General features: G+C 28.3%; 24 protein-coding genes and 1 other annotated feature. Of the genes, 23 read left to right on the top strand and 1 reads right to left on the bottom strand.

Features of this window, described 5'->3' with window-relative positions:
• Positions 1–159: 159 nt before the first annotated feature.
• The gene (locus I2H23_RS06405) at positions 160–927 is read left to right on the top strand and encodes a ribonuclease HII (RefSeq protein ID WP_195581344.1); all 768 of its coding nucleotides are present in this window, start codon (positions 160–162) and stop codon (positions 925–927) included.
• A 69-nt stretch (positions 928–996) separates the two neighbouring features.
• Positions 997–2,013, top strand: coding sequence for an alpha-hydroxy-acid oxidizing protein (locus I2H23_RS06400; RefSeq protein ID WP_092924543.1), 1,017 nt, complete (start codon positions 997–999; stop codon positions 2,011–2,013).
• A 47-nt stretch (positions 2,014–2,060) separates the two neighbouring features.
• Here I2H23_RS06400 and I2H23_RS06395 read toward each other — a convergent pair whose 3' ends face one another.
• A complete protein-coding gene (locus tag I2H23_RS06395) occupies positions 2,061–3,350 on the bottom strand; it encodes a CapA family protein (protein ID WP_195581343.1) in 1,290 nt (429 codons plus the stop codon).
• Between the two features lie 128 nt (positions 3,351–3,478).
• On the opposite strand from I2H23_RS06395, the gene I2H23_RS06390 reads away from it, so the two are divergent.
• The 21 genes from I2H23_RS06390 to I2H23_RS06290 all read left to right on the top strand — a co-directional run bounded on the left by I2H23_RS06390 (position 3,479) and on the right by I2H23_RS06290 (position 25,944).
• Complete coding sequence (locus I2H23_RS06390; protein ID WP_166505823.1) at positions 3,479–3,823, top strand: YraN family protein; 345 nt, start codon at positions 3,479–3,481, stop codon at positions 3,821–3,823.
• Between the two features lie 10 nt (positions 3,824–3,833).
• Positions 3,834–5,369, top strand: coding sequence for a YifB family Mg chelatase-like AAA ATPase (locus I2H23_RS06385; protein WP_195581342.1), 1,536 nt, complete (start codon positions 3,834–3,836; stop codon positions 5,367–5,369).
• Between the two features lie 9 nt (positions 5,370–5,378).
• Entirely contained in the window at positions 5,379–6,479 is a 1,101-nt protein-coding gene (dprA, locus tag I2H23_RS06380) for a DNA-processing protein DprA (RefSeq protein ID WP_092924551.1), read from the top strand.
• A gap of 28 nt (positions 6,480–6,507) precedes the next feature.
• Positions 6,508–8,616 (top strand): type I DNA topoisomerase, encoded by a 2,109-nt coding sequence (gene topA / locus I2H23_RS06375; protein ID WP_195581341.1) that lies wholly within the window; start codon positions 6,508–6,510, stop codon positions 8,614–8,616.
• A 139-nt stretch (positions 8,617–8,755) separates the two neighbouring features.
• The gene (codY, locus tag I2H23_RS06370; RefSeq protein ID WP_092924586.1) at positions 8,756–9,541 is read left to right on the top strand and encodes a GTP-sensing pleiotropic transcriptional regulator CodY; all 786 of its coding nucleotides are present in this window, start codon (positions 8,756–8,758) and stop codon (positions 9,539–9,541) included.
• Positions 9,542–9,606: 65 nt separating this feature from the next.
• Positions 9,607–10,881 carry a replication-associated recombination protein A gene (locus I2H23_RS06365; RefSeq protein ID WP_092924588.1) on the top strand — a complete coding sequence of 425 codons (1,275 nt, stop codon included), beginning with the start codon at positions 9,607–9,609 and terminating at the stop codon, positions 10,879–10,881.
• A 115-nt stretch (positions 10,882–10,996) separates the two neighbouring features.
• Positions 10,997–11,767 (top strand): GNAT family N-acetyltransferase, encoded by a 771-nt coding sequence (locus tag I2H23_RS06360; protein ID WP_092924590.1) that lies wholly within the window; start codon positions 10,997–10,999, stop codon positions 11,765–11,767.
• Between the two features lie 174 nt (positions 11,768–11,941).
• On the top strand, positions 11,942–12,475 hold the full coding sequence (locus tag I2H23_RS06355) for a VanZ family protein (RefSeq protein ID WP_092924592.1): 534 nt from the start codon (positions 11,942–11,944) through the stop codon (positions 12,473–12,475).
• Between the two features lie 245 nt (positions 12,476–12,720).
• Positions 12,721–13,167 (top strand): RrF2 family transcriptional regulator, encoded by a 447-nt coding sequence (locus I2H23_RS06350; RefSeq protein ID WP_092924594.1) that lies wholly within the window; start codon positions 12,721–12,723, stop codon positions 13,165–13,167.
• A 17-nt stretch (positions 13,168–13,184) separates the two neighbouring features.
• A complete protein-coding gene (gene nifS / locus I2H23_RS06345; RefSeq protein WP_092924596.1) occupies positions 13,185–14,378 on the top strand; it encodes a cysteine desulfurase NifS in 1,194 nt (397 codons plus the stop codon).
• 43 nt (positions 14,379–14,421) lie between these two features.
• Positions 14,422–14,877 (top strand): Fe-S cluster assembly scaffold protein NifU, encoded by a 456-nt coding sequence (gene nifU, locus I2H23_RS06340; RefSeq protein ID WP_092924598.1) that lies wholly within the window; start codon positions 14,422–14,424, stop codon positions 14,875–14,877.
• 158 nt (positions 14,878–15,035) lie between these two features.
• Entirely contained in the window at positions 15,036–16,127 is a 1,092-nt protein-coding gene (gene mnmA / locus I2H23_RS06335; protein WP_092924600.1) for a tRNA 2-thiouridine(34) synthase MnmA, read from the top strand.
• Positions 16,128–16,260: 133 nt separating this feature from the next.
• Positions 16,261–16,477: a binding site (T-box leader), on the top strand.
• A 65-nt stretch (positions 16,478–16,542) separates the two neighbouring features.
• A complete protein-coding gene (alaS, locus tag I2H23_RS06330; protein WP_092924602.1) occupies positions 16,543–19,188 on the top strand; it encodes an alanine--tRNA ligase in 2,646 nt (881 codons plus the stop codon).
• Positions 19,189–19,209: 21 nt separating this feature from the next.
• Positions 19,210–19,467, top strand: coding sequence for an IreB family regulatory phosphoprotein (locus I2H23_RS06325; RefSeq protein ID WP_092924604.1), 258 nt, complete (start codon positions 19,210–19,212; stop codon positions 19,465–19,467).
• A 9-nt stretch (positions 19,468–19,476) separates the two neighbouring features.
• A complete protein-coding gene (locus tag I2H23_RS06320; protein WP_092924606.1) occupies positions 19,477–21,654 on the top strand; it encodes a hypothetical protein in 2,178 nt (725 codons plus the stop codon).
• A 53-nt stretch (positions 21,655–21,707) separates the two neighbouring features.
• Positions 21,708–22,133: a Holliday junction resolvase RuvX gene (gene ruvX / locus I2H23_RS06315; protein WP_092924608.1), complete on the top strand. Its 426-nt coding sequence runs from the start codon at positions 21,708–21,710 to the stop codon at positions 22,131–22,133.
• A gap of 67 nt (positions 22,134–22,200) precedes the next feature.
• Positions 22,201–22,473, top strand: a complete 273-nt coding sequence (locus tag I2H23_RS06310; RefSeq protein WP_092924610.1) for a DUF1292 domain-containing protein — start codon at positions 22,201–22,203, stop codon at positions 22,471–22,473.
• A 273-nt stretch (positions 22,474–22,746) separates the two neighbouring features.
• On the top strand, positions 22,747–23,634 hold the full coding sequence (locus I2H23_RS06305; RefSeq protein WP_195581340.1) for an LCP family protein: 888 nt from the start codon (positions 22,747–22,749) through the stop codon (positions 23,632–23,634).
• Between the two features lie 85 nt (positions 23,635–23,719).
• Positions 23,720–24,157, top strand: a complete 438-nt coding sequence (locus I2H23_RS06300) for a Fur family transcriptional regulator (RefSeq protein WP_195581339.1) — start codon at positions 23,720–23,722, stop codon at positions 24,155–24,157.
• A 243-nt stretch (positions 24,158–24,400) separates the two neighbouring features.
• Entirely contained in the window at positions 24,401–25,204 is an 804-nt protein-coding gene (locus tag I2H23_RS06295) for a motility protein A (RefSeq protein WP_195581337.1), read from the top strand.
• 2 nt (positions 25,205–25,206) lie between these two features.
• Positions 25,207–25,944 (top strand): flagellar motor protein MotB, encoded by a 738-nt coding sequence (locus tag I2H23_RS06290; RefSeq protein ID WP_092924619.1) that lies wholly within the window; start codon positions 25,207–25,209, stop codon positions 25,942–25,944.
• Positions 25,945–26,085 lie beyond the last annotated feature (141 nt).

The following is a 26,085-nucleotide window of genomic DNA, read 5'->3' as shown; positions in this document are numbered from 1 at the left end:
TACCAACGATTTTTTATTTTATAAATTTATAAGGTATAAATATATAAACAATGAACTATATTATAGTTTATCAAATATATGTTAATATATTAATAGAAGGAAATAAAAATATATATTTATATATAAATAGACAATATAAAGTAATCCAAGGAGAAATTTATGAAAGATAAAAGTGTAAAAGAAATTAAAGAAATAATAGAAAATATAAGTACTGATGAATATTTGAAATATATAGAAATTTTGAAAATAGATGATAGAAAATCAGTTCAAAGTTTAGCTGTAAAAATGGCTAAAAAATTAGATGCTATAAGAAGAGAAGAAGAGAGATTAGAAAAAATAAACGAATTTGAAAATGAAGGTTATGAAAAAGGATATATATATATAGGTGGTATAGATGAAGCAGGACGTGGTCCATTAGCAGGGCCTGTGGTAGCTAGTGTTGTAGTATTTAAACAAGGAACTAAGATAGAAGGAATAAATGATTCTAAGAAGCTAAGTGAAGCTAAAAGAGAAGAACTATTTGATATAATAAAGGAAGAAGCCCTAGATTATGGTATAGGAATAGTAAATAATGAAGAAATAGATAAATTCAATATATTAAATGCAACTTATATGGCTATGAAAAAAGCCTTAAACTGCTTAAAGAAAAGTCCAGACTATCTATTAATAGATGCAGCTACTATACCAGGAGTAGATATTGTTCAAAATCCTATAATAAAAGGGGATTCAAAATCTATATCAATAGCTGCAGCAAGTATATTAGCAAAGGTTACAAGGGACAATTTAATGTATCAGTATGATGAGATGTATCCTGAATATGGATTTAAAGGCCATAAGGGATATGGAACTAAAGAACATTACGAAGCTATAGAAAAGCATGGTATAACTCCTATACATAGAAAGAGTTTCTTAAAAAATGTGCTATAATTAATACAAATATAAAAATACCATAAATTATAAAGCAAAACTATACAATTTAAGATGGGGGAAGTTAAGATGAATTTTAAAGAACTAGAAAAAAATGCTAGAGAAAAGTTTAATGGAAGCTGTAGGGTTTGTAAAGTTTGTAATGGTGTAGCCTGTGCAGGAGAAGTGCCTGGTATGGGAGGTAAAGGAAGTGGATCAGCTTTCACTGAGAACTATAAGAGTTTAGAAAAAGTTAAGATAAATATGAGGGTAGTACATAATGTATGTAATCCTGATACTAGTATAGAGTTATTTGGTCAAAAAATGGATGCTCCAATATTTGCTGCACCAATTACAGGAACAACTTTAAATATGGGTGGACAAATATCAGAAAGAGAATATATAGAACCTGTAGTTAAAGGATGTATTGATTCAGGGGTATATGCTATGGTAGGAGATACTGCTATAGATGAATTTTTAATAGAAAACTTAAAAGTACTTAAAGAAAATAATGGTAAAGGTATAGTGTTTATAAAGCCTTGGGAAAATCATGACATAATAAATAAAATAAAACTTGCAGAAGAAGCAGGGGCAATAGCAGTAGGTGTAGATGTTGATGCATGTGGCCTTGTAACACTTTCAATGCATGGTAAAAAGGTTGTACCTAAAGATGTAAATGCTATAAAAGAACTTAAAAAGTCTACAAATTTACCATTTATACTAAAAGGTATAATGACAGTTGAAGATGCTTTAATGGCAGTAGAGGCTGGAGTTGATGCAATAGTTGTATCTAATCATGGTGGTAGAGTTTTAGACTGCACTCCTGGGGCGGTAGATGTGCTTCCTAATATATCTAAGGCAGTAAAAGGTAAGATAACTATACTTGTAGATGGTGGAATTAGAAGTGGTGTAGATGTTCTTAAGATGATAGGACTAGGAGCTGATGCAGTGCTTATCGGAAGACCATTTGTAACAGCATCTTTTGGAGGTCAGACAGAAGGGGTTAAATCTTATGTAGAAAAACTTAAAAATGAATTAAGTTCAACAATGATATTAACAGGATGTCAAAATATAGATGATATAGATGAAAAGGTTATATATAAATAGATATAAAAATAAAAGTCTTTCCTAATAATTAGGAGAGACTTTTACTTTTACTCAAAAACATTTTGTGGAAATTTAATTATATCTGAAGTTTTTATTTGAGATAATGTACTTTCATAAGAAAGTTTTAGTCTTTCCATAGGTAAATTGTTAATTTCAAGTAGTTGTTCTTTAGAGTATATTGGAATTATTTCATATACATCCTTGTTAAAGCCTTTATATTTATTAACCCAAGTTGGAATACAATTTACTGATGATATTAAGGTTTGATTTTTTGTATGATCTTTAGTAAGTTCGATAGATACTATAAGGCCATCTTCTGTGTAAGGTGTGTTTAAAAGTTCTTGTCTTTGATTTGATATGAAGTTTCCTAAAGAATATATAACTAAGGTATTGGTATAATTATCCTTAGAACGTATTATTTCTACAGGTTGTACAACATGAGGATGAGAACCTACTATTATATCTACTCCATAATCACATAGCTTCTGAGCTAACTCTTTTTGAAATTTACTGGGAGTCCTTTGATATTCATTACCCCAATGTAAAACAGCTATTTGTGTATCTGTATTTCTTATTTTATCTAGTTCTTTTTTTATAGTATTAAAAGCCTTGTTAACATCATGCATATCAAATATGTTCATATTATCTTTAGATCCATCTGATATTTTTATTCCATTTAAATATTTGTTATTATTTATTATTTCACCATAGCTAAATGCAATTATACCTAAAGATATATCATTTATTTCTTTTATAATGTGCCTATTTTCATTTTTATTAGAGGTGCCTATAGTTTCTATTTCTTTTTCTTTACAAATATCCAATGTTCTTTTAACACCTAAATCACCTTTGTCAAAAGAGTGATTATTAATGGTAGATAAAATATCAATACCTGCATATTTTAAACTATCTATAATATTATCAGGCGTATTAAAAGTAGGATAAGAAGAATAAGGTACTGAGGTACCAGCTAAAGTAGTTTCTAGGTTAGCTATTGATAAGTCGTCATTTTCTAAGATGTGTTTTACATGCTGAAAGTTATTGTCAAAATTGTATGTATTAGATGAATTATCGTACTGAGCTTTAAGTTGAGGCATATGGGTCATAATATCTCCTGCAGTGCTTAAGGTGAGAGTCGAAGTTTCTTTAGCTGAAGATAGAGCTTGTACAACTTTAGGATTACTTGATGTAGTATTATTATTTTTTTGATTATTACCATATGTAAATATTAAAAATGAAAAAGTTAGTATAAAAAGGAAAGAAGATAAAAAGATAATTCTATTTTTTAATAATCTTTTCTTTTTCTTTTTATAAATAAGTCTTTTAGACCTAGACATTAAAATCCCCCCTCTACAAGTAATATTAGTAGCAACTTATAAAAAATTCAATCAAAAAAGTAAAAAGTAGTATACATAAATATATAGGAGGATATAATTACAAAAAAGTTTTTGAATTAGGAGAAGCTATGAATAATAAAGAAAAAGGTAATTTAGGAGAAAAAATAGCTTGTGAATTTTTAATACAAAAAGGATTTAAGGTATTAGATACTAATTATAGAATAAAAAGTGGAGAAATAGATATAATAGCAAAATTTGAAGATGAATTAGTGTTTGTAGAAGTTAAATCAAGAATGGATTTAAGATTTGGATATGGAAGAGATGCAATAAATAATAAAAAAATAAAAAAGATAACAAATACAGCAAAACATTATATATTTGCAAAAAAAATTTATGATAGTAAAATTCGATTTGATGTTATAGAAGTATATTTTATGGATAAAAAGATTAACCATATAGAAAATGCTTTTTAGAGGAGTTAAAATGCTAAGTATTATAAATTCAAGTAATTTAATAGGAATAGAATCTTTTATTGTTAAGGTGGAAGTTGATATACAAAATGGTATACCCTGTTTTAATATTGTAGGTCTTGCAGGAGTAGAAATAAAAGAATCAAGAGATAGGGTTAAATCAGCAATAATAAATAGTGGATATAAGTTTTTAAATTCTAGAATAGTAATAAATTTATCTCCTGCAGATATGAAAAAAGAAGGTGCTTATTTTGATTTGCCAATAGCCATTGGTATACTTAAAAATCTTATAAAAAAAGATGACGAGTATTTAAATAGTAGTTTGTTTATAGGTGAATTATCTTTAGATGGAAATATAAGAAAAGTTAAAGGAATACTTCCTATGGTAATAGGGGCTAAAGAAAATAAAATAAAAAGGGTATTTATACCTAAAGATAATATATTAGAAAGTTCTTTTATTGATGGTATAGATATAATACCTGTTAGCAGCTTAAAAGAATGTATAGACTATTTAAATGGTGATATAGATATAGATAAAGATGAAATTATAAAAACTAAAAAACAAGATACAAAAGGTAATATAGGTTATGATGAAGACTTTAAAGATGTTTATGGTAATTATTTTGTAAAAAGAGCAGCAGAAATATCAGCAGCAGGAAATCATAACATGTTAATGATTGGTCCTCCAGGTTCGGGAAAAACTATGATAGCAAAAAGAATAAGAACAATTCTTCCGAAAATTCAAAAAGATGAAATGTTAGAAGTTACTAAAATTTATAGTGCATGTGGAATGACTTCTGATAATGAAGGTATTATTACAAAAAGACCTTTTAGATCACCACACCACACTTCAACTAAGCAAGCATTAATAGGAGGGGGTCAAAAAGCGACTCCAGGTGAAATTGTTTTATCTCATAGAGGAGTATTATTTCTAGATGAAATAGCTGAATTTGATAGAAAAATACTTGAAACATTAAGACAACCTATAGAAGATAAAGTTATTAATATATCTAGAGTAAAGCAAAATATAACCTATCCTTGTAATGTGCTTTTAGTAGGTGCTATGAACCCTTGTCCTTGTGGATATTTTATGTCCGATAAGGAGTGTAGATGTAAAAAAATTGACATAGATAGATATATAAATAAATTGTCAGGACCACTATTAGATAGATTTGATATATTTGTGGAAGTTAACTCAATACCATATGACGAGTTAATTAAGAGTGATAATTCACAAAATTCTGATGTTATAAGAGATAGAGTGGAGAAAGCAAGAATTATTCAAAATAAAAGATTTGAAAATGATTTAATTAAAACTAATGATGAGATAAAATCATCAAAGTTACTAGATTATTGTAAGCTAGAAAGTGATGGTTTAAGTACATTAAATCTAATATTAGGAAAATATAAATTAAGTAACAGAAGTTACACTAAACTATTAAAAGTATCGAGAACTATAGCAGACTTAGAAGAAAGTGAAAATATAAATTCAAGTCATATAATGGAAGCTTTTTCATTTAGAAAAGCTTATTACACATATTTTAAATAGGAGACTCATATGGATAAAAAAGATGCTTATTTATGGCTAAAATCAATAGATAAGATAAGTAATAATATAATAGATAAAATACTAAAAAATGGATTAAAAGTAGAAGATATAATTCATTTAAGTGATAAAGAAATAAATGAAATGGAAAATATAAATTTAAATATTAAGGAAAATATAGTAAAATATAAAAGTCTTGCTTATTTAGATGATATAAAAGAAAAATTAAGAGAGAGAAACATAAAATATGTAAGTATAGAAGATAATCATTACCCAAGTAAGCTAAAAAATATATATAATGCACCAAAATTATTATACTATAAAGGAAATATAAACCTATTAAATGAGGGATTATCAATTGCTATGGTTGGATCAAGAAAAGCAACTGCATATGGTAAACACTGTGCAACAACAATTAGTAGTAAATTATCAGAAATGAATATAAATGTGGTTAGCGGATTAGCTACTGGTATAGACTCATACTCGCATATGGGCTGTATAAAAGGTGGTGGAAAAACGGTTGCTGTAATAGGTTCATCTGTGGATAATATTTTACCAAGAAAAAATTTATATTTGAGTAAAGAAATACTAGAAAATGATGGACTTATAATATCTGAATATGGTATAGATTCTAAAGTCTATCCAAGTAATTATGTACAGCGAAATAGAATTATAAGTGGAATAAGTGATGGAGTTATAGTGGTTGAAGCTGCCATAAAAAGTGGAGCACTAATAACTGCAGATTTTGCATTAGAACAAGGAAGGGAAGTATTTTCTATACCAGGAAGTATACATTCTGCCATGAGTGAAGGATGCCATAAAATAATTAAAGAAGGTGCAAAGTTAGTATGCAGTATAGAAGATATTTTAGAAGAATATAAAATTATTAATAATAAAAATCAAGAAAATTTAAAAAAGTATGATAATATTAATTTAGATAAGAAATCTCGTATTATAATAGATACTATAAAAAATAAAGGAACCTTGCATATAGATGAAATTTGTGATAATACTAAAATGGATATAAAATATGTAAACATAATTTTAAATGAATTAGTATTAAGAGATATTTTAGTACAGATTAATAATAATAGATATATTTTAAATTCATAAATAACATAAAAAGTGGGGGTGTGTGGTTATGGCCAAAACATTAGTCATCGTTGAGTCGCCTGCTAAAGCTAAAACGATAGAGAAATTTTTAGGGAAGAGCCATTATACAGTAAAAGCTTCGGTCGGTCATGTAAGAGATTTACCTAAAAGTAAATTAGGTGTAGATATAGAAAATGACTTTGATCCTCAATATATAAATATAAGAGGAAAAGGCGACGTAATAAAGGAACTTAAAAAGGAAGCTAAAAAATCTAAGAAAGTATATTTAGCAACCGACCCTGATAGAGAGGGTGAAGCTATATCTTGGCATTTAGCTCATATATTAAATCTAGATGAAAATGAACAGTGTAGAATAGAATTTAATGAGATAACTAAAGATGCAATAAAAAAAGCTATAAAGAGTCCTAGAAATATTGACTTAAGTCTAGTAGATGCACAACAAGCTAGAAGGGTTTTAGATAGGCTTTTGGGTTATCAAATAAGCCCAATACTTTGGCAAAAAATAAGAAAAGGTCTTAGTGCAGGTAGAGTTCAATCAGTAACGACAAAATTAATATGCGACAGAGAAAAAGAAATAAATGCATTTATACCAAAAGAATATTGGACATTAGAGCTAAATGCAAAAACAGAAAAAAATGAAGATATTAATTTAAAATTTCATTCAAAGAAAAATGAGAAGATAGAAATTGAAAATGAAGAGATGATAAATAACATCTTAGATGATATAAAAGGTAAGAAATTAAATGTAGTATCAATAGAATCTAAGAGTAGAAGAAAATCAGCGCCAAAGCCATTTACTACTAGTATGCTTCAACAAGAAGCTGCAAATAAACTATCTTTTACAACTAAAAAAACTATGAGTATAGCACAAGAGTTGTATGAAGGTATAGATATAGAAAAAGAAACTGTCGGTCTTATATCATATATAAGAACAGATTCTAAGAGAATATCAGAAGAAGCTAAAGAAAAGGCTAAGGATTATATCCTAGGTGAAATAGGAGAAAATTACTATAAAAATGTAGAAGACAAGAAAGATAAAAAAGAAAGTAAAAAAGTTCAGGATGCACATGAAGCTATAAGACCTACATATGTAGAAAAGACTCCAAATAGTATAAAAGAATATCTTACTAAAGATCAATTTAAGTTATATAACTTAATATGGAGAAGATTTGTTGCAAGTCAAATGGAAGACTCTGTATTTGATATATTAAATGTAGAGTGTAAGATAGATGATTATATATTTAAAGCTACAGGATCAAAATTAAAATTTGATGGATATACAAAAATATATAATTTTACTGACAGAGAAGATAAAATATTACCAACTATAAATGAAGGTGATATATTAGATATAGAAGATATAATACCAACTCAACACTTTACTCAGCCACCTGCTAGATTTACAGAGGCAAGTTTAGTAAAGACTCTAGAAGAGTTAGGTATAGGTAGACCAAGTACATATGCGCCTACTATAGCAACTATACTAAATAGAGAATATGTTGAAAAACAAGGTACAAGTTTACATCCTACAGAATTAGGGATAATAGTCACAGATATACTAGAAAAAAACTTCCAAAAGTTTATAGATGCTGATTTTACTGCTCAAATGGAGAGTAAGCTAGATGAAATAGAAGAAGGTCATATGAAGTGGAAAGATGTAGTTAGAGAATCATATGAACCACTAAAAGAAGCTATAGAAATAGCTAAAGAAAGTATAGAAAAAATAAACATGGATGAGGAAACAGATGAAGTATGTGAAAACTGTGGAGAAAAGATGTTTATAAAATACGGTAGATTTGGAAAGTTTATAGCATGTAAAAACTATCCGGAATGTAAAACGACAAAACCACTAGTTAATAAAATAGGCGTAAAATGTCCTAAGTGTCAGGAAGGAGATATCATTCTTAGAAAATCTAAAAGAGGGAAAGCATTTTATGGTTGTTCTAGGTATCCAGAGTGTGACTTTGTAGCATGGAATAAACCAACAGGAGAATTATGTTCAGAATGTGGGTCATATATGGTAGAAAAGGTCACAAAGGGTGAAACTAAAGTTGTATGTTCTAATAAAGATTGTAAGAATTTAAATAATAAAGAAAACGATAATATAAAACCAGTGAATGAAAATAGCGAAAATTAGAAAAATAAGGCCTATTATATTGAAAAAGGTTTGATTTTGTGATAATATTCTATTGCATAATGCGTATTAAGAATAAAAATTTAGATAGATGAATAGGGAAAAGCTGAAAAGGCTGATTTTCATGAGGAGATGAATTATAATGGCGAGTGAAGTATTACAAAAAACTAGAAGGATAAATAAAACGTTACAAACAAGTGGTGGCAGTAATGTTTCTTTTGACTTATTAGCTGGAGCATTAGGTGAGGTGTTAAGTGCAAATATATACATACTAAGCTCTAAAGGTAAAGTATTAGGCTTATTCCTAAATGATGAAAAAGATAGTTCGGTAGTAGAAGAAGAGGGGACAAGACAAAAAAAATTCCCAGAAGAGTATACTAAAAATATGCTAAAAGTATCTGATACATTAGAAAATTTAACAGGAGAAAAATTATTAGAGTTCTTCCCGCTAGAAGCAGAAAGAGCACAAAAATATAATACAATAGTTCCTATATTAGGAAGTGGACAAAGATTAGGTACACTACTTATATCGAGGTATGATAAAGAGTTTAATGATGATGATCTAGTTATAGCAGAGTATAGTGCAACAGTTGTAGGTCTTGAAATATTAAGAGCTATAGGTGAAGAATTAGAAGTTGAAATGAGAAAGAAAGCGGTAGTACAAATGGCTATAGGCACTTTATCTTATTCAGAACTTGAAGCTGTAGAGCATATATTTGAAGAATTAGATGGCAAAGAAGGTTTATTAGTAGCTAGTAAAATAGCTGATAGAGTTGGTATAACAAGATCAGTTATAGTAAATGCACTTAGAAAATTTGAAAGTGCTGGAGTAATAGAATCTAGATCGTTAGGTATGAAGGGGACACATATAAAAATACTTAATGACAAGCTTATAGAAGAATTAAAGAAATTAAAATCAAATTACTAATAATAAAAGGTATCTATAAATGTTTATAGGTACCTTTATTTAATACAAGTATATTAGGAGGTAATATGCAACCGTTAGCAGATAGATTTAGACCTCAAAGTATAGATGATATGGTGGGGCAATCTCACATAATAGGAAAAGGGAAAATATTAAATAAATTAATACAAAATAAAACTATACCAAATATGATTTTATATGGCCCTCCAGGAACAGGTAAAACTACCTTAGCAAACATAATAGCAAACGCAACAGGAAAAAAGTATATAAAACTAAATGCTGTAAACTGCGGTGTCAAAGAAATAAAAGAAGTAATAGAGGCCACTAAAAGAGACCTATTTTCTTATAATGGTATAATTTTAATGTTAGATGAGATACAAGCTCTAAATAAAAAACAACAACAATCATTACTAGAAGTTATAGAGGAAGGATCAGTAACTTTAATAGCAAGTACAGCAGATAACCCATACTTTGCTATATATAAAGCAATACTTAGTAGATGTTCAGTATTTGAGTTTAAACAAATAAATTCACAAGATATATTTATAGGCCTTATGAATTCAATAGAAAAATTAAGAAATCTCTATAAAAGCAAAACAATAAAAGTTGAAGAAAAGGCTATAAGATATATAGCAGAAACTTGCAATGGTGATATGAGAAGTGCTTTAAACAAATTAGAACTTGTATTTAATGTTAGCATTGATAGTAATTCTGATGAAATTAACATAACTCTAGATAATACAATAGAATGTTCTTCTGTTAAGATACTTAATTATGACAATAAAGGAGATGATAGCTACTCAATATTGTCTGCATTTCATAAGTCTATAAGAGGTTCTGATATAGATGCATCTATACATTATCTAGCAAGGCTTATAAAGGCAGGAGACTTAAATAGTATAACTAGGAGGCTTTTGTGTATTGCATGTGAAGATGTAGGACTAGCTGTACCCCAAGCTATAACTATAGTTGAGGCTTGTGTCAACGCAGCAAATCAACTAGGGTTTCCAGAAGCACAATTGCCTTTAGCACAAGCTACAATATATCTAGCAAATTGTCCTAAGTCTAATTCTACATACGCTGCTATACAATCAGCTATATATGATTTAGATAATATAGAAGTTGGAGATATACCAGTCCACTTAAAAGATGCACACTATAGTGGTGCTAAAAATCTAGGTAGAGGTATAGACTATAAATACCCTCATAATTATGAAAATAATTATGTAAGTCAGCAATACATGCCAGAACTTATAAAAGATAAAAAATATTACAATCCAGGTAAAAATAAAAATGAGATGGCTTTTAAAGCTTATTGGGAAAATTTAAAAAATAAAGGTTAATAAGAAGGAGATATATTAACAATTATAAAATTATCATAAAAACCACTATTGATAATAAAAATATTATAAGGGTAGTTTTCATATATATATTGATTTTTATATCAGGGGGAAGTATATGATTTTGAAAATAGATGAAAAATATCATAAGAAGGTAGTTGATTATTTAAGCAAGGAACCTGAATTTAATTTATTTATAGTTGGGGATATTGAAAGATTTGGATATGATAATAGTTTTTTTAGTGTATGGGCAGATATAGATAGAAGTGGCAATATAGAAGGAGTATTAGTTAAATATTTAGATTTTTTAACATTTTATTCTCATTCTAAATTTAATGTAAAGAGATTTTCTAACTTTATAGACAAATTAGATTATACTGAAATAAGTGGTAAAACAGCATGTTTAGAGAAATTTGAAAAAAATTTAAATATCAATAGAAAAAGAATAGTTAGTTTTTGTAAGTTACTTACAACCAAAAATTTAGAAAATACAATGAAAAGTGCAAATGTAAAAAAGATTAGATTTGGTAATATAGGTAAAGTGGTAAAATTATATGAAGTTATAGAAGAATTTGAAAACACTACAGTAGAAAATATAAAAAATCTTCTAAAAACTGGAAGAGGTTATTATATACCATGTGATAAACAAGTTGTTGCTATGGCAAAGAGTACATTAGAAAGCCAAAAATATGGACTTATAGTTGGTGTAGGGACTCATCCAAATTACAGAAATAAAGGTTATGCAACTGTATGTATAAGCAAGTTATGCAGAGAATTATTAGAAGAAGGAAAAATTCCGTGTTTATTTTATGATAATGAAGAAGCAGGAAAGATATATAGAAAATTAGGATTTAAAGAAATAGGAAAATGGAGTATTTATTATGCTTAGGGTGTCCTCTTATTGGGAGATACCCTATTTTATATTCAAACAATATAGACATGACTAAAGTTTAAGAAAAAACTTTATTATTTAGTGAGTATTATAGGATATATTTTTTGTAAAAATTGGACTTGTATAATTATATAATGTATAATCATTAAATATAAAAGAGGTGATACTACCATGAAAAAAATAATTTGCTTAGTATTAGTTATTTTAGCAATGGGAACTATGTATTATTTTTCAAGCCAAGAAGGTAATGTATCTAAAATACAATCAGATAAAGTTGTTAAAATAGTTGATGAAGTAAGACAAGAGGTTACTCTAAAAGATAGTAAGTTAATAAGTATAAAAGATAAAGTATTTAATGTTTTGAAAAGATATGGAAGCAAAAGTTATATAGTTAGAAAATTAGCTCATTTCAGTATATATGCATGTATTGGCATCTCTTTATGTTTAATGCTTTATGTATTTACTAAAAGAGTATTTATATCAGCTACACTAGCATTTATAATAAGTGCTTTATATGCTTATTACGATGAAATGAGACAACTATCAGTAGCTGGAAGAGTTGGAAGTATAAAGGATGTATTTATAGATTCAAGTGGAGCTATTACTGGAATAATAATACTGGTTGTAATAGTAGTTATGTTTAATGGAATAAGAGGATTTTTTAATTTCCTATTCAAAAAAAGTAATTATAAAGAGACTGTTTAAATACGGTCTTTTTTACTTATAAAAAATATTTAGAAAAATTAAAAAAATAATATGTTTACGCTATAAAAAAGGTGGTATATATATAGTATAAATAAAGCATTTTAATTAGTGAATGTGAAAAAATAAAACCTAGTAAATTAGTATGAATTTAATGTTGACAAAATTACTAGGATATAATAAAATAATATTGAAGATAAAACCTAGTAAATTACTATGAATTGTAATTGAGTAAAGGGTGATAATATATGAAACTATCAACTAAAGGTAGATATGGGCTTAAAGCTATGTTTGAATTATCTCTAAATGAAGAGAATGGACCAGTTCCATTAAAATATATAGCTAAAAAACAAAATATATCAGAACAATATTTAGAGCAGATATTTTCATCACTTAAGAAATCTGGACTTGTTAAAAGTGTAAGAGGTGCACAAGGTGGATATTTGCTAGCTAAAAAACCTGAAGAAATAAAAGTAGGGGATATTTTAGTAGTGCTAGAAGGACCTATATCAATTTCAGATTGTGTTATAGATGAGGATATTTGTGAAAATTCAAATATATGCGTTACAAAAGTCGTTTGGGAAAAATTAAAGAAGGGAATAGAGGATGTAATAAATGCTATAAACCTTCAAGACATGATAGATGATTACAACAAAAACAAATTAGACTGTGATATAACAAATTTATTAAAGTAGATTGGAGCGAATACAAAATGGAAAAAAGAAGATTATATATGGATTATTCAGCTACAACACCTGTTAAAAAAGAAGTACTAGATGAAATGATGCCTTATTTAACAGATTATTTTGGGAATGCATCTAGTTTTCATACATTCGGAAGAGAAGCAAAAGCTGCATTAGATAAAGCTAGAGGGCAAGTAGCAAACCTTATAAATGCAAAACCAAATGAAATATACTTTACAGCTGGTGGAACAGAAAGTGATAACTGGGCAATAGAAGGCGTTGCTTTCTCTAATAAACATAAAGGAAACCACATAATAACATCTAAAATAGAACACCATGGTATACTTCATGTATGCGAATACTTAGAAAAATATCATGGATTTGAAGTAACTTACCTAGATGTTGATGCTGAAGGTAGAGTTAAATTAGATGAATTAGAAAAAGCTATAAAAGACACTACAATATTAATAACTATAATGTTTGCAAATAACGAAATAGGAACTATACAACCTATAAAAGAAATAGGTGAAATAGCTAAAAAACATAATATAATATTCCACACAGATGCAGTTCAAGCAGCTGGAAATATTAATATAGATGTTAAAGAATTAAATATAGACTTAATGAGTATGTCTTCTCACAAGATATATGGACCTAAAGGAATAGGTGCTTTATACATCAAAACTGGAACAAAGTTACATTCATTTGTACACGGTGGAGCACAAGAAAGAAGAAGAAGAGCTGGTACTGAAAATATACCTGCAATAGTTGGATATGGAAAAGCAGCAGAAATGGCTAAAGAAAATATGGATAACCATATAGAAAGACTTACTGCATTAAGAAAAAGATTAATAGATGGAATACTTGAAAATATACCATACACAAGAGTTAACGGAAGTATGGAACATAGATTACCAGGAAATGTTAACTTCTCATTTGAATTTATAGAAGGAGAAGGAATACTATTAATGCTAGACATGTTAGGTATAGCTGCATCAAGTGGTTCTGCATGTACATCAGGTTCATTAGATCCATCACATGTTTTAATGGCTATAGGATTACCTCATGAAATAGCTCATGGTTCTTTAAGATTATCTATAGGAGACTTTACAACTGAAGAAGATATAGATTATATAATAGAACAATTACCAAAAGTTATAGAGAGACTAAGAAGTATGTCACCTCTATATGATAAATTTATAAAAGAAAACAAAGACAAATAATATCGGGAAGATTTAATATATAAAATTAAAGGAGGATAACATCATGCAATATAGTGAAAAAGTTATGGATCATTTCATGAATCCAAGAAATATAGGAGAAATAGAAAATGCTAGTGGAATAGGTGAAGTAGGAAACGCTAAATGTGGAGATATAATGAGAATATATCTTGATATAGATGAAGATACAAAAGTTATAAAAGACGTTAAATTTAAAACTTTTGGATGTGGATCTGCAATAGCTAGTTCATCAATGGCTACAGAAATGGTAAAAGGAAAAACTATACATGAAGCATTAGCAGTAACAAACAAAGCTGTTGCTGAAGCGCTAGATGGTTTACCACCAGTTAAAATGCACTGCTCAGTACTTGCTGAACAAGCTATAAAATCAGCTTTAATAGATTATTCTAAAAAGCACAATATACACATACCAGAATTAGATGGTGTTGTTATAGATGATGATCATGATCATCACCATGATATAGAAGAGGAAGAAATGTAATTTATTAAGTAATAGATGATATAATATCCCTTTTAAGTTAATACTTAAAAGGGATATTATATTTTATATATTGAAAAATTATGCTATTATCCTTTTAAAAAGTTATAAAAATATATATAATAAAGAGATAAATGTAATTAACAAAAGAAGGTGACGTTATGAAAAAAAGAGTTATGATCGGTATGAGTGGTGGAGTAGATAGCTCTGTTGCAGCATATCTTTTAAAAAAGCAAGGATATGATGTAATAGGTGTTACTATGAAACTATGGCAAGATGATGATGATGAACTTATAGAAAATGAAGGTGGATGTTGTTCATTAGCAGCTGTTGAAGATGCTAGAAAAGTTGCTGACAAGATAGGTATACCTTTTTATGTATTAAACTTTAGTGATGTATTTAAGGAAAAAGTTATAGAACCATTTATAGATGAATACTTAAATGGAAGAACTCCTAATCCTTGTATAGCTTGTAATAAGCACATAAAGTTTGATGACTTCTTTAGAAAAGCTCGTCAAATAGGGTGTGATTATGTAGCTACAGGACATTATGCGAAAATAGAAAAAGATGAAGAAAATGGAAGATTTTTACTTAAAAAATCAGTTACGGATAAAAAAGACCAAACTTATGCTTTATACAACCTAACTCAAGAACAGTTAGAACATACTTTACTTCCTATAGGAGATTATGAAAAGGATAGAGTTAGAGAAATAGCAAAAGAAATGGGCATGGATGTTCACAATAAGCCAGATAGTCAAGAAATATGCTTTGTTAAAGACAATGATTATGCTGGATATGTTAAAAAACATTCTAAAAAAAGAATTGAAGAAGGATTCTTTGTAGATACTAAAGGAAATGTATTAGGAAAACACAAAGGTATAATAAACTATACTATAGGTCAAAGAAAAGGTCTAGGAATAGCGCTTGGTAAGCCTATGTTTGTTGTTGATATAGACCCTGTTAGAAATACAGTTGTACTTGGAGATAATGAAGATATATTTAATAAAGTATTAATAGCTAAAGATGTAAACTTTATATCAATAGATGGTGTAAAAGAAGACGAACCTATAAGAGTTGAAGCTAAAATTAGATATTCAGCTAAGCCATCACCAGCTACTGTATACAAGCACGGAGAAGATGCTATAAAGATAGTATTTGATGAGCCACAAAGGGCTATAACTAAAGGTCAATCAGTTGTTATGTACAACGGTGATGTTGTAGTTGGCGGAGGAATCATAGACTTAGCTTTATAAAGCTATTTTATTAATAACTAAGATAAAATTACAAGTATTTGTGAAACAATATGAATATAAATTTATATGTGTAGCAAAATACTATTGATTATTTCAACATAATTTAGTAATATAATGTAATAAAACAAATATATTAAATGCAGTGAAAAGAAATAGTAAATTAATTGAAGCTTTACAGAGAGAGAATATTGGTGAGAGTTCTTATGATAGATTAATTGAAGCAGTCTTTGAGTATCGATTTTGAAATAATAGTATGAATCGACGGTAGTTCCGTTATAACTTAAGGTTTTCCGAAGATACTGAATATTCAGTAAGTAGGGTGGTACCGCGAGAATAAGCTCGCCCCTATACTATGTTATAGTGGCGAGCTTTTTTATATGCAAATTTGTAATACATAATTAAGGAGGATAAAATAATGCAATCAATGGGATTAAATGAAATAAGAAGTAAATTTTTAAACTTCTTTGAATCTAAAGGTCATTTAGTGCAACCAAGTTATTCACTAGTTCCACAAAATGACAAAAGTTTATTATTAATAAATGCAGGTATGGCACCGCTTAAAAACTACTTTACAGGTGCTGAAGTACCACCAAGCAAGAGAATGTCAACTTGTCAAAAATGTATAAGAACAGGTGATATAGAAAATGTAGGTGTTACAGCTAGACATGCTACATTATTTGAAATGCTAGGTAACTTCTCTTTCGGAGATTACTTTAAGCATGAAACATTAAAGTGGGGATGGGAATTTGTTACAGAACATTTAAACATACCTCAAGATAAAATATGGGTAAGTGTATACTTAGAAGATGATGAAGCTTACGAAATATGGGAAAAAGAAATAGGTATACCTAAAGAAAGAATAGTTAGGCTTGGTAAAGAAGATAACTTCTGGGAAATAGGAACTGGTGCTTGTGGTCCTTGTTCAGAAATACATTTTGATAGAGGTCCTGAATATGGATGTGACAATCCAGATTGTAAGCCAGGATGTGATTGTGATAGATACTTAGAATTCTGGAATCACGTATTCTCTCAATTTAACAAAGATGAAGATGGAAACTACAACCCACTTGAGCATAAAAACATAGATACAGGTATGGGTCTTGAAAGAATGGCTTGTATAATGCAAGGTGTTGACACTATATTTGAAGTTGATACTATAAAGCATATATTAAACTCTGTTGAAAAAATAACTAATACAACTTATGGAAAAGATGCTAAGAATGATAAATCTATAAGAATAATAACTGACCATATAAGAAGTGTTAGTTTCTTAGTATCAGATGGTGTACTTCCATCAAATGAAGGAAGAGGATACGTTCTTAGAAGATTACTTAGAAGAGCTGCTCGTAATGGAAAATTACTTGGAATGAAGGAATCATTCTTATATAAATTAGTTGACGAAGTTATAAAAGTAAGTGGAGAAGCTTACCCAGAGCTAGTTGAAAAGAGAGACTATGTACAAAAAGTTATAAGAATAGAAGAAGAAAAGTTTAATGAAACTATAGATAAAGGTATAGAAATATTAGCTTCTTATATGGAAGATTTAAGAAAAGAAGAAAAGACAGTATTAAGTGGAGAAAATGCATTCAAACTATACGATACTTATGGATTCCCTGTTGACTTAACTAGAGAAATATTAGAAGAAGAACATATGACTATAGATGAAGAAGGATTCCATGCTGAAATGGAAAAGCAAAGACAAGCAGCAAGAGATGCTAGAGGAAATATGGACTCTGTAGCTTGGGAAAAAGATGCAGTATCTCAATTAGATAAGTCTATATGCACATCATTTGAAGGATATAACAACTTAAATGAAGAAGCTACTGTTAAGGCAATAGTTAAGGATAATGAAATAGTTGAAAGTGTTGAAGCAGGTGATGAAGCTATAATAGTACTTGATAAAACTACTTTCTATCCAGAAGGTGGAGGTCAAGCAGGAGATAAAGGTACTTTAGTTAATAAAAATGAAGATATCGTAATAGATGTTGTTGATACTAAAAAAGGTCCAAACAATACTATAAAACACATAGTTGTTGTAAGAAGTGGTAAAATAAATGTAGGAGAAACTTTATTTGCTAAAGTAGATAAAGAAAGAAGAATGGCTTGTGCTAGAAACCATAGTGCTACTCACATACTTCATAAAGTATTAAAAGAAGTATTAGGAGAACATGTTAATCAAGCAGGTTCTTTAGTTACAGAAGATAGATTAAGATTTGACGTAACTCATTTTGAAGCTATAACTAAAGAGGAAATAAAAGTTATAGAAGAAAAAGTAAATGATATAATATTTGATGCTTTAGATATAACTTGTGAAAATATGAGTATAACAGATGCTAAAAATAAAGGTGCTATGGCTTTATTTGGAGAAAAATATGGTGATGAAGTAAGAGTTGTTTCTATGGGAGATTATTCTATAGAACTTTGTGGAGGAACTCACTTAACTAACACTTCTCAAATAGGAATGTTTAAGATATTATCTGAAGGTGGAGTAGCTGCAGGAGTTAGAAGAATAGAAGCTATAACAGGTAAGGCAGTTTACAACTACTTAAATGGAAAAGAAGATGTAATAGCTAATGTTTGTTCAAGCTTAAAAACTAAAGAAGATAGCTTAACTACAAGAGTAGTAGCTTTATTAGAAGAAAACAAAAACTTAGCTAAAGAATTACACGATGTTAAAACTAAGATGAGTTTACAATCAATAGAATCAGTACTTGATTCAAAGGTTGATGTAAATGGAGTTAACTTAGTTACTGCTAAATTCGAAGGAATGGATATGAATACTTTAAAAGAAGTAGCAGATAACTTAAGAGACAAATTACAAAGTGGAGTTGTTGTTTTAGCAAATGTAGCTGATGATAAGTTAAATCTTGTTGTAACTGCTACTAAGGATGCAGTAGATAAAGGAATACACTCTGGAAATATAGTTAAATCTATAGCAGCTATAGCTGGTGGAAAAGGTGGAGGAAGACCTAATATGGCTCAAGCTGGTGCACCAGATGTAGAAAAAGTAGAAGAAGTATTAAATGGAGCTAGTGAAGTTGTAAAATCTCAAATAAAATAATTTTAATAAGGGGGATTTAACATGAATAATAATTTTGATAGCACTGTGAAATTTGAAGGATTTGAATCTGAAAATATGAGTATTAGTGATACAATAAAATTTGTATATCAATCACTAGTTGAAAAGGGGTACAATCCTATAAACCAATTAATAGGATATATCTTATCAGGTGATTCTAGTTATATAACTAGTCATAACAATGCAAGGGCTGTTATAAAGAGATTTGAAAGGGATGAAATACTAGAGGAAGTAATAACACATTATCTAAATAGAAAGTAGGTCAATCTTATGAAAAAAAAGGTTGTATCAGTGTTGATAACATTAATGATACTCCTAGTTTCTATTCCAAAATATAGCTTTGCCGATGAACACGGCAAAGTTATATTTATTAATATGAATAGAACTAATTTAAATACTATGCTAAGTGTACCAACTCTTAAAAAAGAATTAAAAAATAGGGGATATGTTGCCCTTATGAATATAAGAGGTGATGGAGGTACTGATGATAGAAGATCTTATGCTAGTATGGGTGCAGGAGGAAGAGTTAATGTATCTGCACAAGAGTATATAGATTTTCAAGAGTTAACTAAAGAAAATGGAAAAGTTTTTAAATCCGTAACAGGTAAAGAACCAAAGGCAATAAACAATATAGATATAAATAAATCTATAAATGATAATATAGAATATGGCCAATATGGATCAATGCTAGGTGCCCTTGGACAAACATTATCTGAAAATAATTTAAAAACAGCAGTTCTTGGAAATAGTGACAAGATTGAAAATGGAGAGCTTGTAAAAAATAGAAATATAGGCTTAGTTGCAATGGATGAGTACGGAAGAATAGATGGTGGAAACATTGATAATATTAATGTAAAAGATGAATCTATGCCGTATGGAATAAGAACAGATTATAATAAACTTATAAAAGAAACTCAAAAATATTACAATGAAAGTGATGCTATATTTGTTGACTTAGGAGATACATATAGATTAGATCAATATAGATTATTCTTAAATGATAATACATACAAAAGTATGAAGGCAAATATAGTTAAAAATATAAATAAATACCTTAAAGAAGTATTTAATATGGTAGGAGAAAATGATGTTGTATATATAAGTAGTGCATTTCCAAATGATCTAGACTACAAAAACAGAAGAAGATTATCTCCTATAATAAAGTTTGAAGGAAATAAAAAAGGATTGTTATCATCAGCAACTACTAGAAGAGAAGGAATAGTTGCTAATATAGATGTTGGTGTTGATATCTTAAATGAATTTGGACTTAAAAATAAAAATATGGTAGGTAGAAGCTATGAATTAATTCAAAAGGATGATAACATAGGTTATATTCAACATGAATTTGTAAAAATGGTTTCAGTATCTGACATAAGAGCAAATGTAGTAAATACATTTGTTGGTATAGTGTCAGCTTCTTGGGTAATAGGAATGATTGCTATATTACTTAGAAAATATGTACCATACAAAGAACGAGTATTTAATGTATTAAAAGAGCTTATAAAATTAGGGATAATAATGCCACTAGCACTACTTCTGGCACCTGTATTTAATTTTAAGACACCTATGACTATAACAGCTGGGATAGTACTTACTACACTAATTCTTTATATATTAGGTAGAAAGCTATTTAAAGATGATATAAAGCAAATGGGATTCTTTGCTTTAGTAACTATAATTGTTATAGTTATTGACTCCGTATTTGGAACATATTTAATGAGAAACAATATAATGAGTTATGATGCTATAATAGGTGCAAGATACTACGGTATAGGTAATGAATATGAAGGAGTAACAATAGCAAGTGCTGTATTTGCTATGGCAGTGCTTCTAAATTACAAAAAAATACCTAAGTGGTTAGTAGCCCTAATGAGTATAGTAATACTAATAACAAGTGCATATCCTTCTATGGGAGCCAACGTTGGTGGTGCTATATCTGAATCAGTAGCATACTTATTATTTATACTACTTATATATGATGTAAAATTAGACTTTAAAAAGGTTATATTACTAGGAGTAGCAGCAGTAGCTGTAGTTGTAGCCTTTGCAGTATTAGACGTAGTATCAGGAAGTGAATCTCATTTATCTGTATTTGTAAATCAAATACTAGTAAATGGACCAGGAGCTATACTACAAACATTTGGTAGAAAGATACAAATGAATATGAAGTTAGCTCAAACTAGTGTATGGGTTAATATATTACTAGCAGGAATATTTATAATTGCTATGTTTATATTTAAGCCACCTAGACACTTTAGAGACATAGCTAAGAAATATCCTATATTATTTAAAGGATTTATTGCATCTATGGTAGGATGTATAGTTACACTTTTAGTTAATGACTCAGGAATAGTAGCAGCTTCAACTGCATCAATATACATACTTATACCAATAATAATTATAAGTATAAATATGATAATATTTAACAAAGAAGACAATAAAAATTAAACCATAAAGGTCAGGTTAAAACCTGACCTATCTTAAAATTTAAGGAGAAAAAAATGCTAGACGGAAGAATAATGGGACTTGATGTTGGTGATAAGACTATAGGAGTTGCAGTTAGTGACTTAATGGGTCTTACAGCACAAGGAGTTAAAACAGTAAAGAGAATAGGGAAGAAAAAAGACATAGAAGCATTAAAAGAAATAATAAAAGAAAGACAAGTAACTAAGATAGTTTCAGGGTTACCTAAGAATATGAATGGAACATTAGGTCCACAAGGTGAAAAAGTAATAAAGTTTTGTGAATTATTACAAGAAGAAACGGGAATAACAATAGAATACTGGGATGAAAGATTATCAACAGTAGCAGCAGAAAGAACACTTATACAAGGTAATGTTAGAAGAGAAAATAGAAAAAGTGTTATAGATATGGTAGCTGCTGTAATAATACTTCAAGGATACTTAGATAGACAAAGAAATTTTTAAAATATATATAAATTAACTAGTTTATGATATATAATATAGTTAATAAATAGAATTAGAGGTGGATAACATGCAAGAAAATATAATAAACTTAATCGATGAAAATGGCCAAGAAAGTGCTTTTGAAATAATATTAACACTAGAAGCAGAAGGAAAAGAATATGCTATATTAGTTCCTTTAGAAGAAGAAACAGAAGAAGCTTTAGTATTTAGAATTGACCAAGATGAAGAAGGCGAAATATTAGTTCCATTAGAAGATGACAAAGAATATGAAATAGTTGTTGATGTATACAACACATTAATGGAAGAAGAAGGATTAAACTTCGACGAAGACGAAGAATAATAAAAAAACTACCTAGCAATAGGTAGTTTTTTATATATTAAGGTATTATAAACTATTTAGTTTTAGGATAATTTATAGTAGTTTAATATATAAAATTTAAAATATTTTACTGATACTTAGTTTGAGAGATTGATGCAAACATAAGTTAGATAAGATATATAATTGGTAAAATGAAATATTTCGTCGATACGTCGCTTAAGCATAGTAAATTTTTTGAGTAAAAATATAATAGTGAGGCAAAATATTTACAAATAAGAATAAGGAGTAATGATAATGAAAAAATTTATATTATGTCTTTTTATAATACTTATTTGTATAACACAAAAGATTGACTCATTAGAAAATAGTAGTTTAGAAAATAGTAAAAATGATATTGAAAATATACTTCTAATTGGGATAGATAGTTCAAATACTAATAAACCATCAAGGTCTGATTGTATGATAATACTAACTATAGATACTAAAAATAAAGCTCTAAGGCTTACGTCCCTAGCCAGAGATACATTAGTTAATATACCTAATATAGGATATGAAAAATTAAATCATGCATATGCTTATGGTAAGGAAAAACTACTTTTAGAAACAATAAATAATAATTTTAATTTAGATATAAAGGATTATGCAGTAGTAGATTTTAAATCATTTATAGAAATAGTAGATACTATAGGAGGGGTAGAAGTAGACGTTAGTCAAAAAGAAATAGAATACCTTAATAAAACTATAGAAGTCTGTTATGATTTAAATTCTCAAAATGAGGGTAATATAAAGTATATAGACAAAGTAGGAAATAACAAATTAAATGGATACCAAGCTCTTGCTTATGCAAGAATAAGGAAGATGGATACCATTTATAAGCGAGATGAAAGACAAAGAAAAATATTAACTGATATAGCAAACAAATTAACTAATATACCTTTAAAAGATTATCCAAAGGTTATAAGTAGTGTAGTTAAACATATAGATGTAAATATATCTATTGATAAAATATTTAAATTAGCATTAATATCGCAAAAGTTAGCTAATTATGAGATAAAGCAATTGGAGTTTCCAGTAGAAAAATATAGAGATGAAGGTATAAGCGATGAAAGTAAAAAGTATGTTATAAAGTGGGAAAAAGAAGAAAATTTGAAAATTCTAAATGATTTTATATATAACAAATAAAATGTCTAGAAATCATTGACAAAATGACCATTATCAAATAAAATAATTAATAAAGATTATCAATTGAAAACAAGGGTGATATTATATGAATACAATGGAGTTATTAAAAGATAAATTAAAAGAAACAGGATTTAAAATTACACCACAAAGAAGAGCGATAGTTGAAATACTTATAAAAAATACAGATAAACATTTAAGTAGTGAAGAAATATATGATTTAGTTAGAGTAGATTGTCCTGAAATTGGATTAGCAACAGTTTATAGAACTATGCAGTTATTAGATGATGTTGGAGTTATATCAAAGCTTAACTTAGATGATGGATGTATAAGATATGAAATATGCTTAGACAAAGAAGACAGCCATAATCACCATCATTTAATATGTAAAAATTGTTCAAAGATAATAGAGGTTAAAGAAGATTTACTAGACTCAATCGAAAAACAGATACAAGAAACATATAAGTTTGAAATAATAGATCACGATTTAAAGTTTTACGGATTATGCGAAGATTGTTCTAAATAAAATTATATTTTTTACTAGATAAAAAGGCATCTATCAAAAGATAGATGCCTTTTTGATTATGGATATTTATTAAATGTGTCTACTTAATAATGGATAAAAGCTATAAAATTCACATAAATAAAAAATGTTAAATATATAAAAACATACTTAATATATGATGATAAAAGCCGATAATATAAATTATAAATATTAGAATAGTGGAGCTTTCTAAAGATACAAAAAATATAGAAGGGACATTGAATTATGACTGGTTTAATATCGTTATTTTTAGGTTTTGGATTTTTATTACTAGGTTTTATGGGTGAAGGAGGGCATGCTAATGCTCTTATTTCTTGGACTCCTCTTGTAATAGTATTTGGAGGAACAATTGGTTCCTTAGGTACATCATTTACGCCTAAACAATTAAAAAATATAGGTAGAATTTTAAAAGTTGCTTTTACTAGAAAATCAGCAGACTTAGTAGAAGTAATAGCATATCTTAATCATGTATTAGACAAAGTAAAAAAAGAAGGTTTTTTAAGTATTGAATCTGAAGTAGACGAAGAAGAAAAAATGGATCCTTTTATGAAAAAGGCTCTTTTATCAGCTATTGATGGGGTTCACCCTGAAGAGCTTAGAAATATGTTAGAAATTGAAGCGTCAATGAGTTTTAAAAGACATAAGGTGGGCGCAGCTATATTTGACTCTGCTGGAGGAACAGCACCAACTATGGGTATCGTTGGTACAGTTTTAGGTCTTATACACGTTCTTGGAGGACTAGCAAGTGCAGATATGAATGCCTTAGGAAGTAGTATATCGGCTGCATTCTTAGCAACTCTTTATGGACTTGGAAGTGCTAACTTAATATTCCTTCCAATTGCAACTAGACTTAAAAATTTAGGAAAAAATGAACAATTAGAAAAAGAAATTATAATGGAAGGTATAACATTAATTCAACAAGAAGTAAGCTCAACAATATTTATAGAAACGCTTAAAGGTTTTTTAGATAAAAAGGAGCAAGCTAAGCTAGAAGCAAGATATTTAGAACACGTTGAATTGGAGGGTTAATCATGCAAAAAAGAAATAGATTTGAAGAAGAAGAAGAGCATGAAAACCATGAACGTTGGTTACTTTCCTATGCAGACTTTATAACATTATTAATGATATTTTTCATTATAATGTATGCAATGAGTAGTATAAATAAAGGGAAATATGAAAAACTTACAACTGCTTTAAATGAGGCTATGGGTGATGGAACAGCTATAGCAGATACTGGAAGCAATATGGGTGGAGAAACTGGAAATGGCCTAAGTGAAAATGAAAAGTTAGAGAAAGTAAAAGAAAAGTTAGATAAGTATCTAAAAGAAAATAATCTTTCAGGTAGTGTTAATACAACAATAGAAAAAAGAGGATTAGTTGTTAGCTTTAATGATTCATTATTCTTTAATAGTGGTAAAGCAGACGTAAAACCAGATCAAGTTAATAAACTTGTTAAAATAAGTGAGATTATAAATAAATCCTTAGTAAAGGATAGTTATATAAGAGTTGAAGGTTATACAGATAATGTGCCTATGCACAATGAAATATTTAAATCTAACTGGGATTTATCAGTAATGAGGGCTAGTAACGTAGCGCAGATTTTAATAAATAATGGTGGAATAAATCCTCAAAAAATATCAGCAATAGGTTATTCAGAATATAGACCAAAATCTGATAATAATACAGTAGAAGGTAAGGCTAAAAATAGAAGAGTAGATATATTAATATTAAATTCTAAATTTAATGAAGTTGAGAATAATAAAAAGTAAGGTATATGCTCTAATTAACAATTTACATAAGATTATTAGTTTAAATATGATTTAAATAAAAAAGATATTAACACAATTTGTGTTAATATCTTTTTTATTTAGCTAAGTTTTAATACTTTAAGTATTTTTTTATTAAATTAT

It is taken from the genome of Romboutsia sp. BSD2780061687b_171204_C1, assembly GCF_015560225.1.
Classification (GTDB): Bacteria; Bacillota; Clostridia; order Peptostreptococcales; family Peptostreptococcaceae; genus Romboutsia_C; species Romboutsia_C hominis.
This window is presented reverse-complemented; position numbering and strand designations above follow the sequence as displayed.

Bases quoted from the DNA above. Each gene is read 5' to 3' on its own strand.
- I2H23_RS06405 (WP_195581344.1), top strand. From the start codon at position 160: ATGAAAGATAAAAGTGTAAAAGAAATTAAAGAAATAATAGAAAATATA.
- I2H23_RS06400 (WP_092924543.1), top strand. From the start codon at position 997: ATGAATTTTAAAGAACTAGAAAAAAATGCTAGAGAAAAGTTTAATGGA.
- I2H23_RS06395 (WP_195581343.1), bottom strand. From the start codon at position 3,350: ATGTCTAGGTCTAAAAGACTTATTTATAAAAAGAAAAAGAAAAGATTA.
- I2H23_RS06390 (WP_166505823.1), top strand. From the start codon at position 3,479: ATGAATAATAAAGAAAAAGGTAATTTAGGAGAAAAAATAGCTTGTGAA.
- I2H23_RS06385 (WP_195581342.1), top strand. From the start codon at position 3,834: ATGCTAAGTATTATAAATTCAAGTAATTTAATAGGAATAGAATCTTTT.
- dprA (WP_092924551.1), top strand. From the start codon at position 5,379: ATGGATAAAAAAGATGCTTATTTATGGCTAAAATCAATAGATAAGATA.
- topA (WP_195581341.1), top strand. From the start codon at position 6,508: ATGGCCAAAACATTAGTCATCGTTGAGTCGCCTGCTAAAGCTAAAACG.
- codY (WP_092924586.1), top strand. From the start codon at position 8,756: ATGGCGAGTGAAGTATTACAAAAAACTAGAAGGATAAATAAAACGTTA.
- I2H23_RS06365 (WP_092924588.1), top strand. From the start codon at position 9,607: ATGCAACCGTTAGCAGATAGATTTAGACCTCAAAGTATAGATGATATG.
- I2H23_RS06360 (WP_092924590.1), top strand. From the start codon at position 10,997: ATGATTTTGAAAATAGATGAAAAATATCATAAGAAGGTAGTTGATTAT.
- I2H23_RS06355 (WP_092924592.1), top strand. From the start codon at position 11,942: ATGAAAAAAATAATTTGCTTAGTATTAGTTATTTTAGCAATGGGAACT.
- I2H23_RS06350 (WP_092924594.1), top strand. From the start codon at position 12,721: ATGAAACTATCAACTAAAGGTAGATATGGGCTTAAAGCTATGTTTGAA.
- nifS (WP_092924596.1), top strand. From the start codon at position 13,185: ATGGAAAAAAGAAGATTATATATGGATTATTCAGCTACAACACCTGTT.
- nifU (WP_092924598.1), top strand. From the start codon at position 14,422: ATGCAATATAGTGAAAAAGTTATGGATCATTTCATGAATCCAAGAAAT.
- mnmA (WP_092924600.1), top strand. From the start codon at position 15,036: ATGAAAAAAAGAGTTATGATCGGTATGAGTGGTGGAGTAGATAGCTCT.
- alaS (WP_092924602.1), top strand. From the start codon at position 16,543: ATGCAATCAATGGGATTAAATGAAATAAGAAGTAAATTTTTAAACTTC.
- I2H23_RS06325 (WP_092924604.1), top strand. From the start codon at position 19,210: ATGAATAATAATTTTGATAGCACTGTGAAATTTGAAGGATTTGAATCT.
- I2H23_RS06320 (WP_092924606.1), top strand. From the start codon at position 19,477: ATGAAAAAAAAGGTTGTATCAGTGTTGATAACATTAATGATACTCCTA.
- ruvX (WP_092924608.1), top strand. From the start codon at position 21,708: ATGCTAGACGGAAGAATAATGGGACTTGATGTTGGTGATAAGACTATA.
- I2H23_RS06310 (WP_092924610.1), top strand. From the start codon at position 22,201: ATGCAAGAAAATATAATAAACTTAATCGATGAAAATGGCCAAGAAAGT.
- I2H23_RS06305 (WP_195581340.1), top strand. From the start codon at position 22,747: ATGAAAAAATTTATATTATGTCTTTTTATAATACTTATTTGTATAACA.
- I2H23_RS06300 (WP_195581339.1), top strand. From the start codon at position 23,720: ATGAATACAATGGAGTTATTAAAAGATAAATTAAAAGAAACAGGATTT.
- I2H23_RS06295 (WP_195581337.1), top strand. From the start codon at position 24,401: ATGACTGGTTTAATATCGTTATTTTTAGGTTTTGGATTTTTATTACTA.
- I2H23_RS06290 (WP_092924619.1), top strand. From the start codon at position 25,207: ATGCAAAAAAGAAATAGATTTGAAGAAGAAGAAGAGCATGAAAACCAT.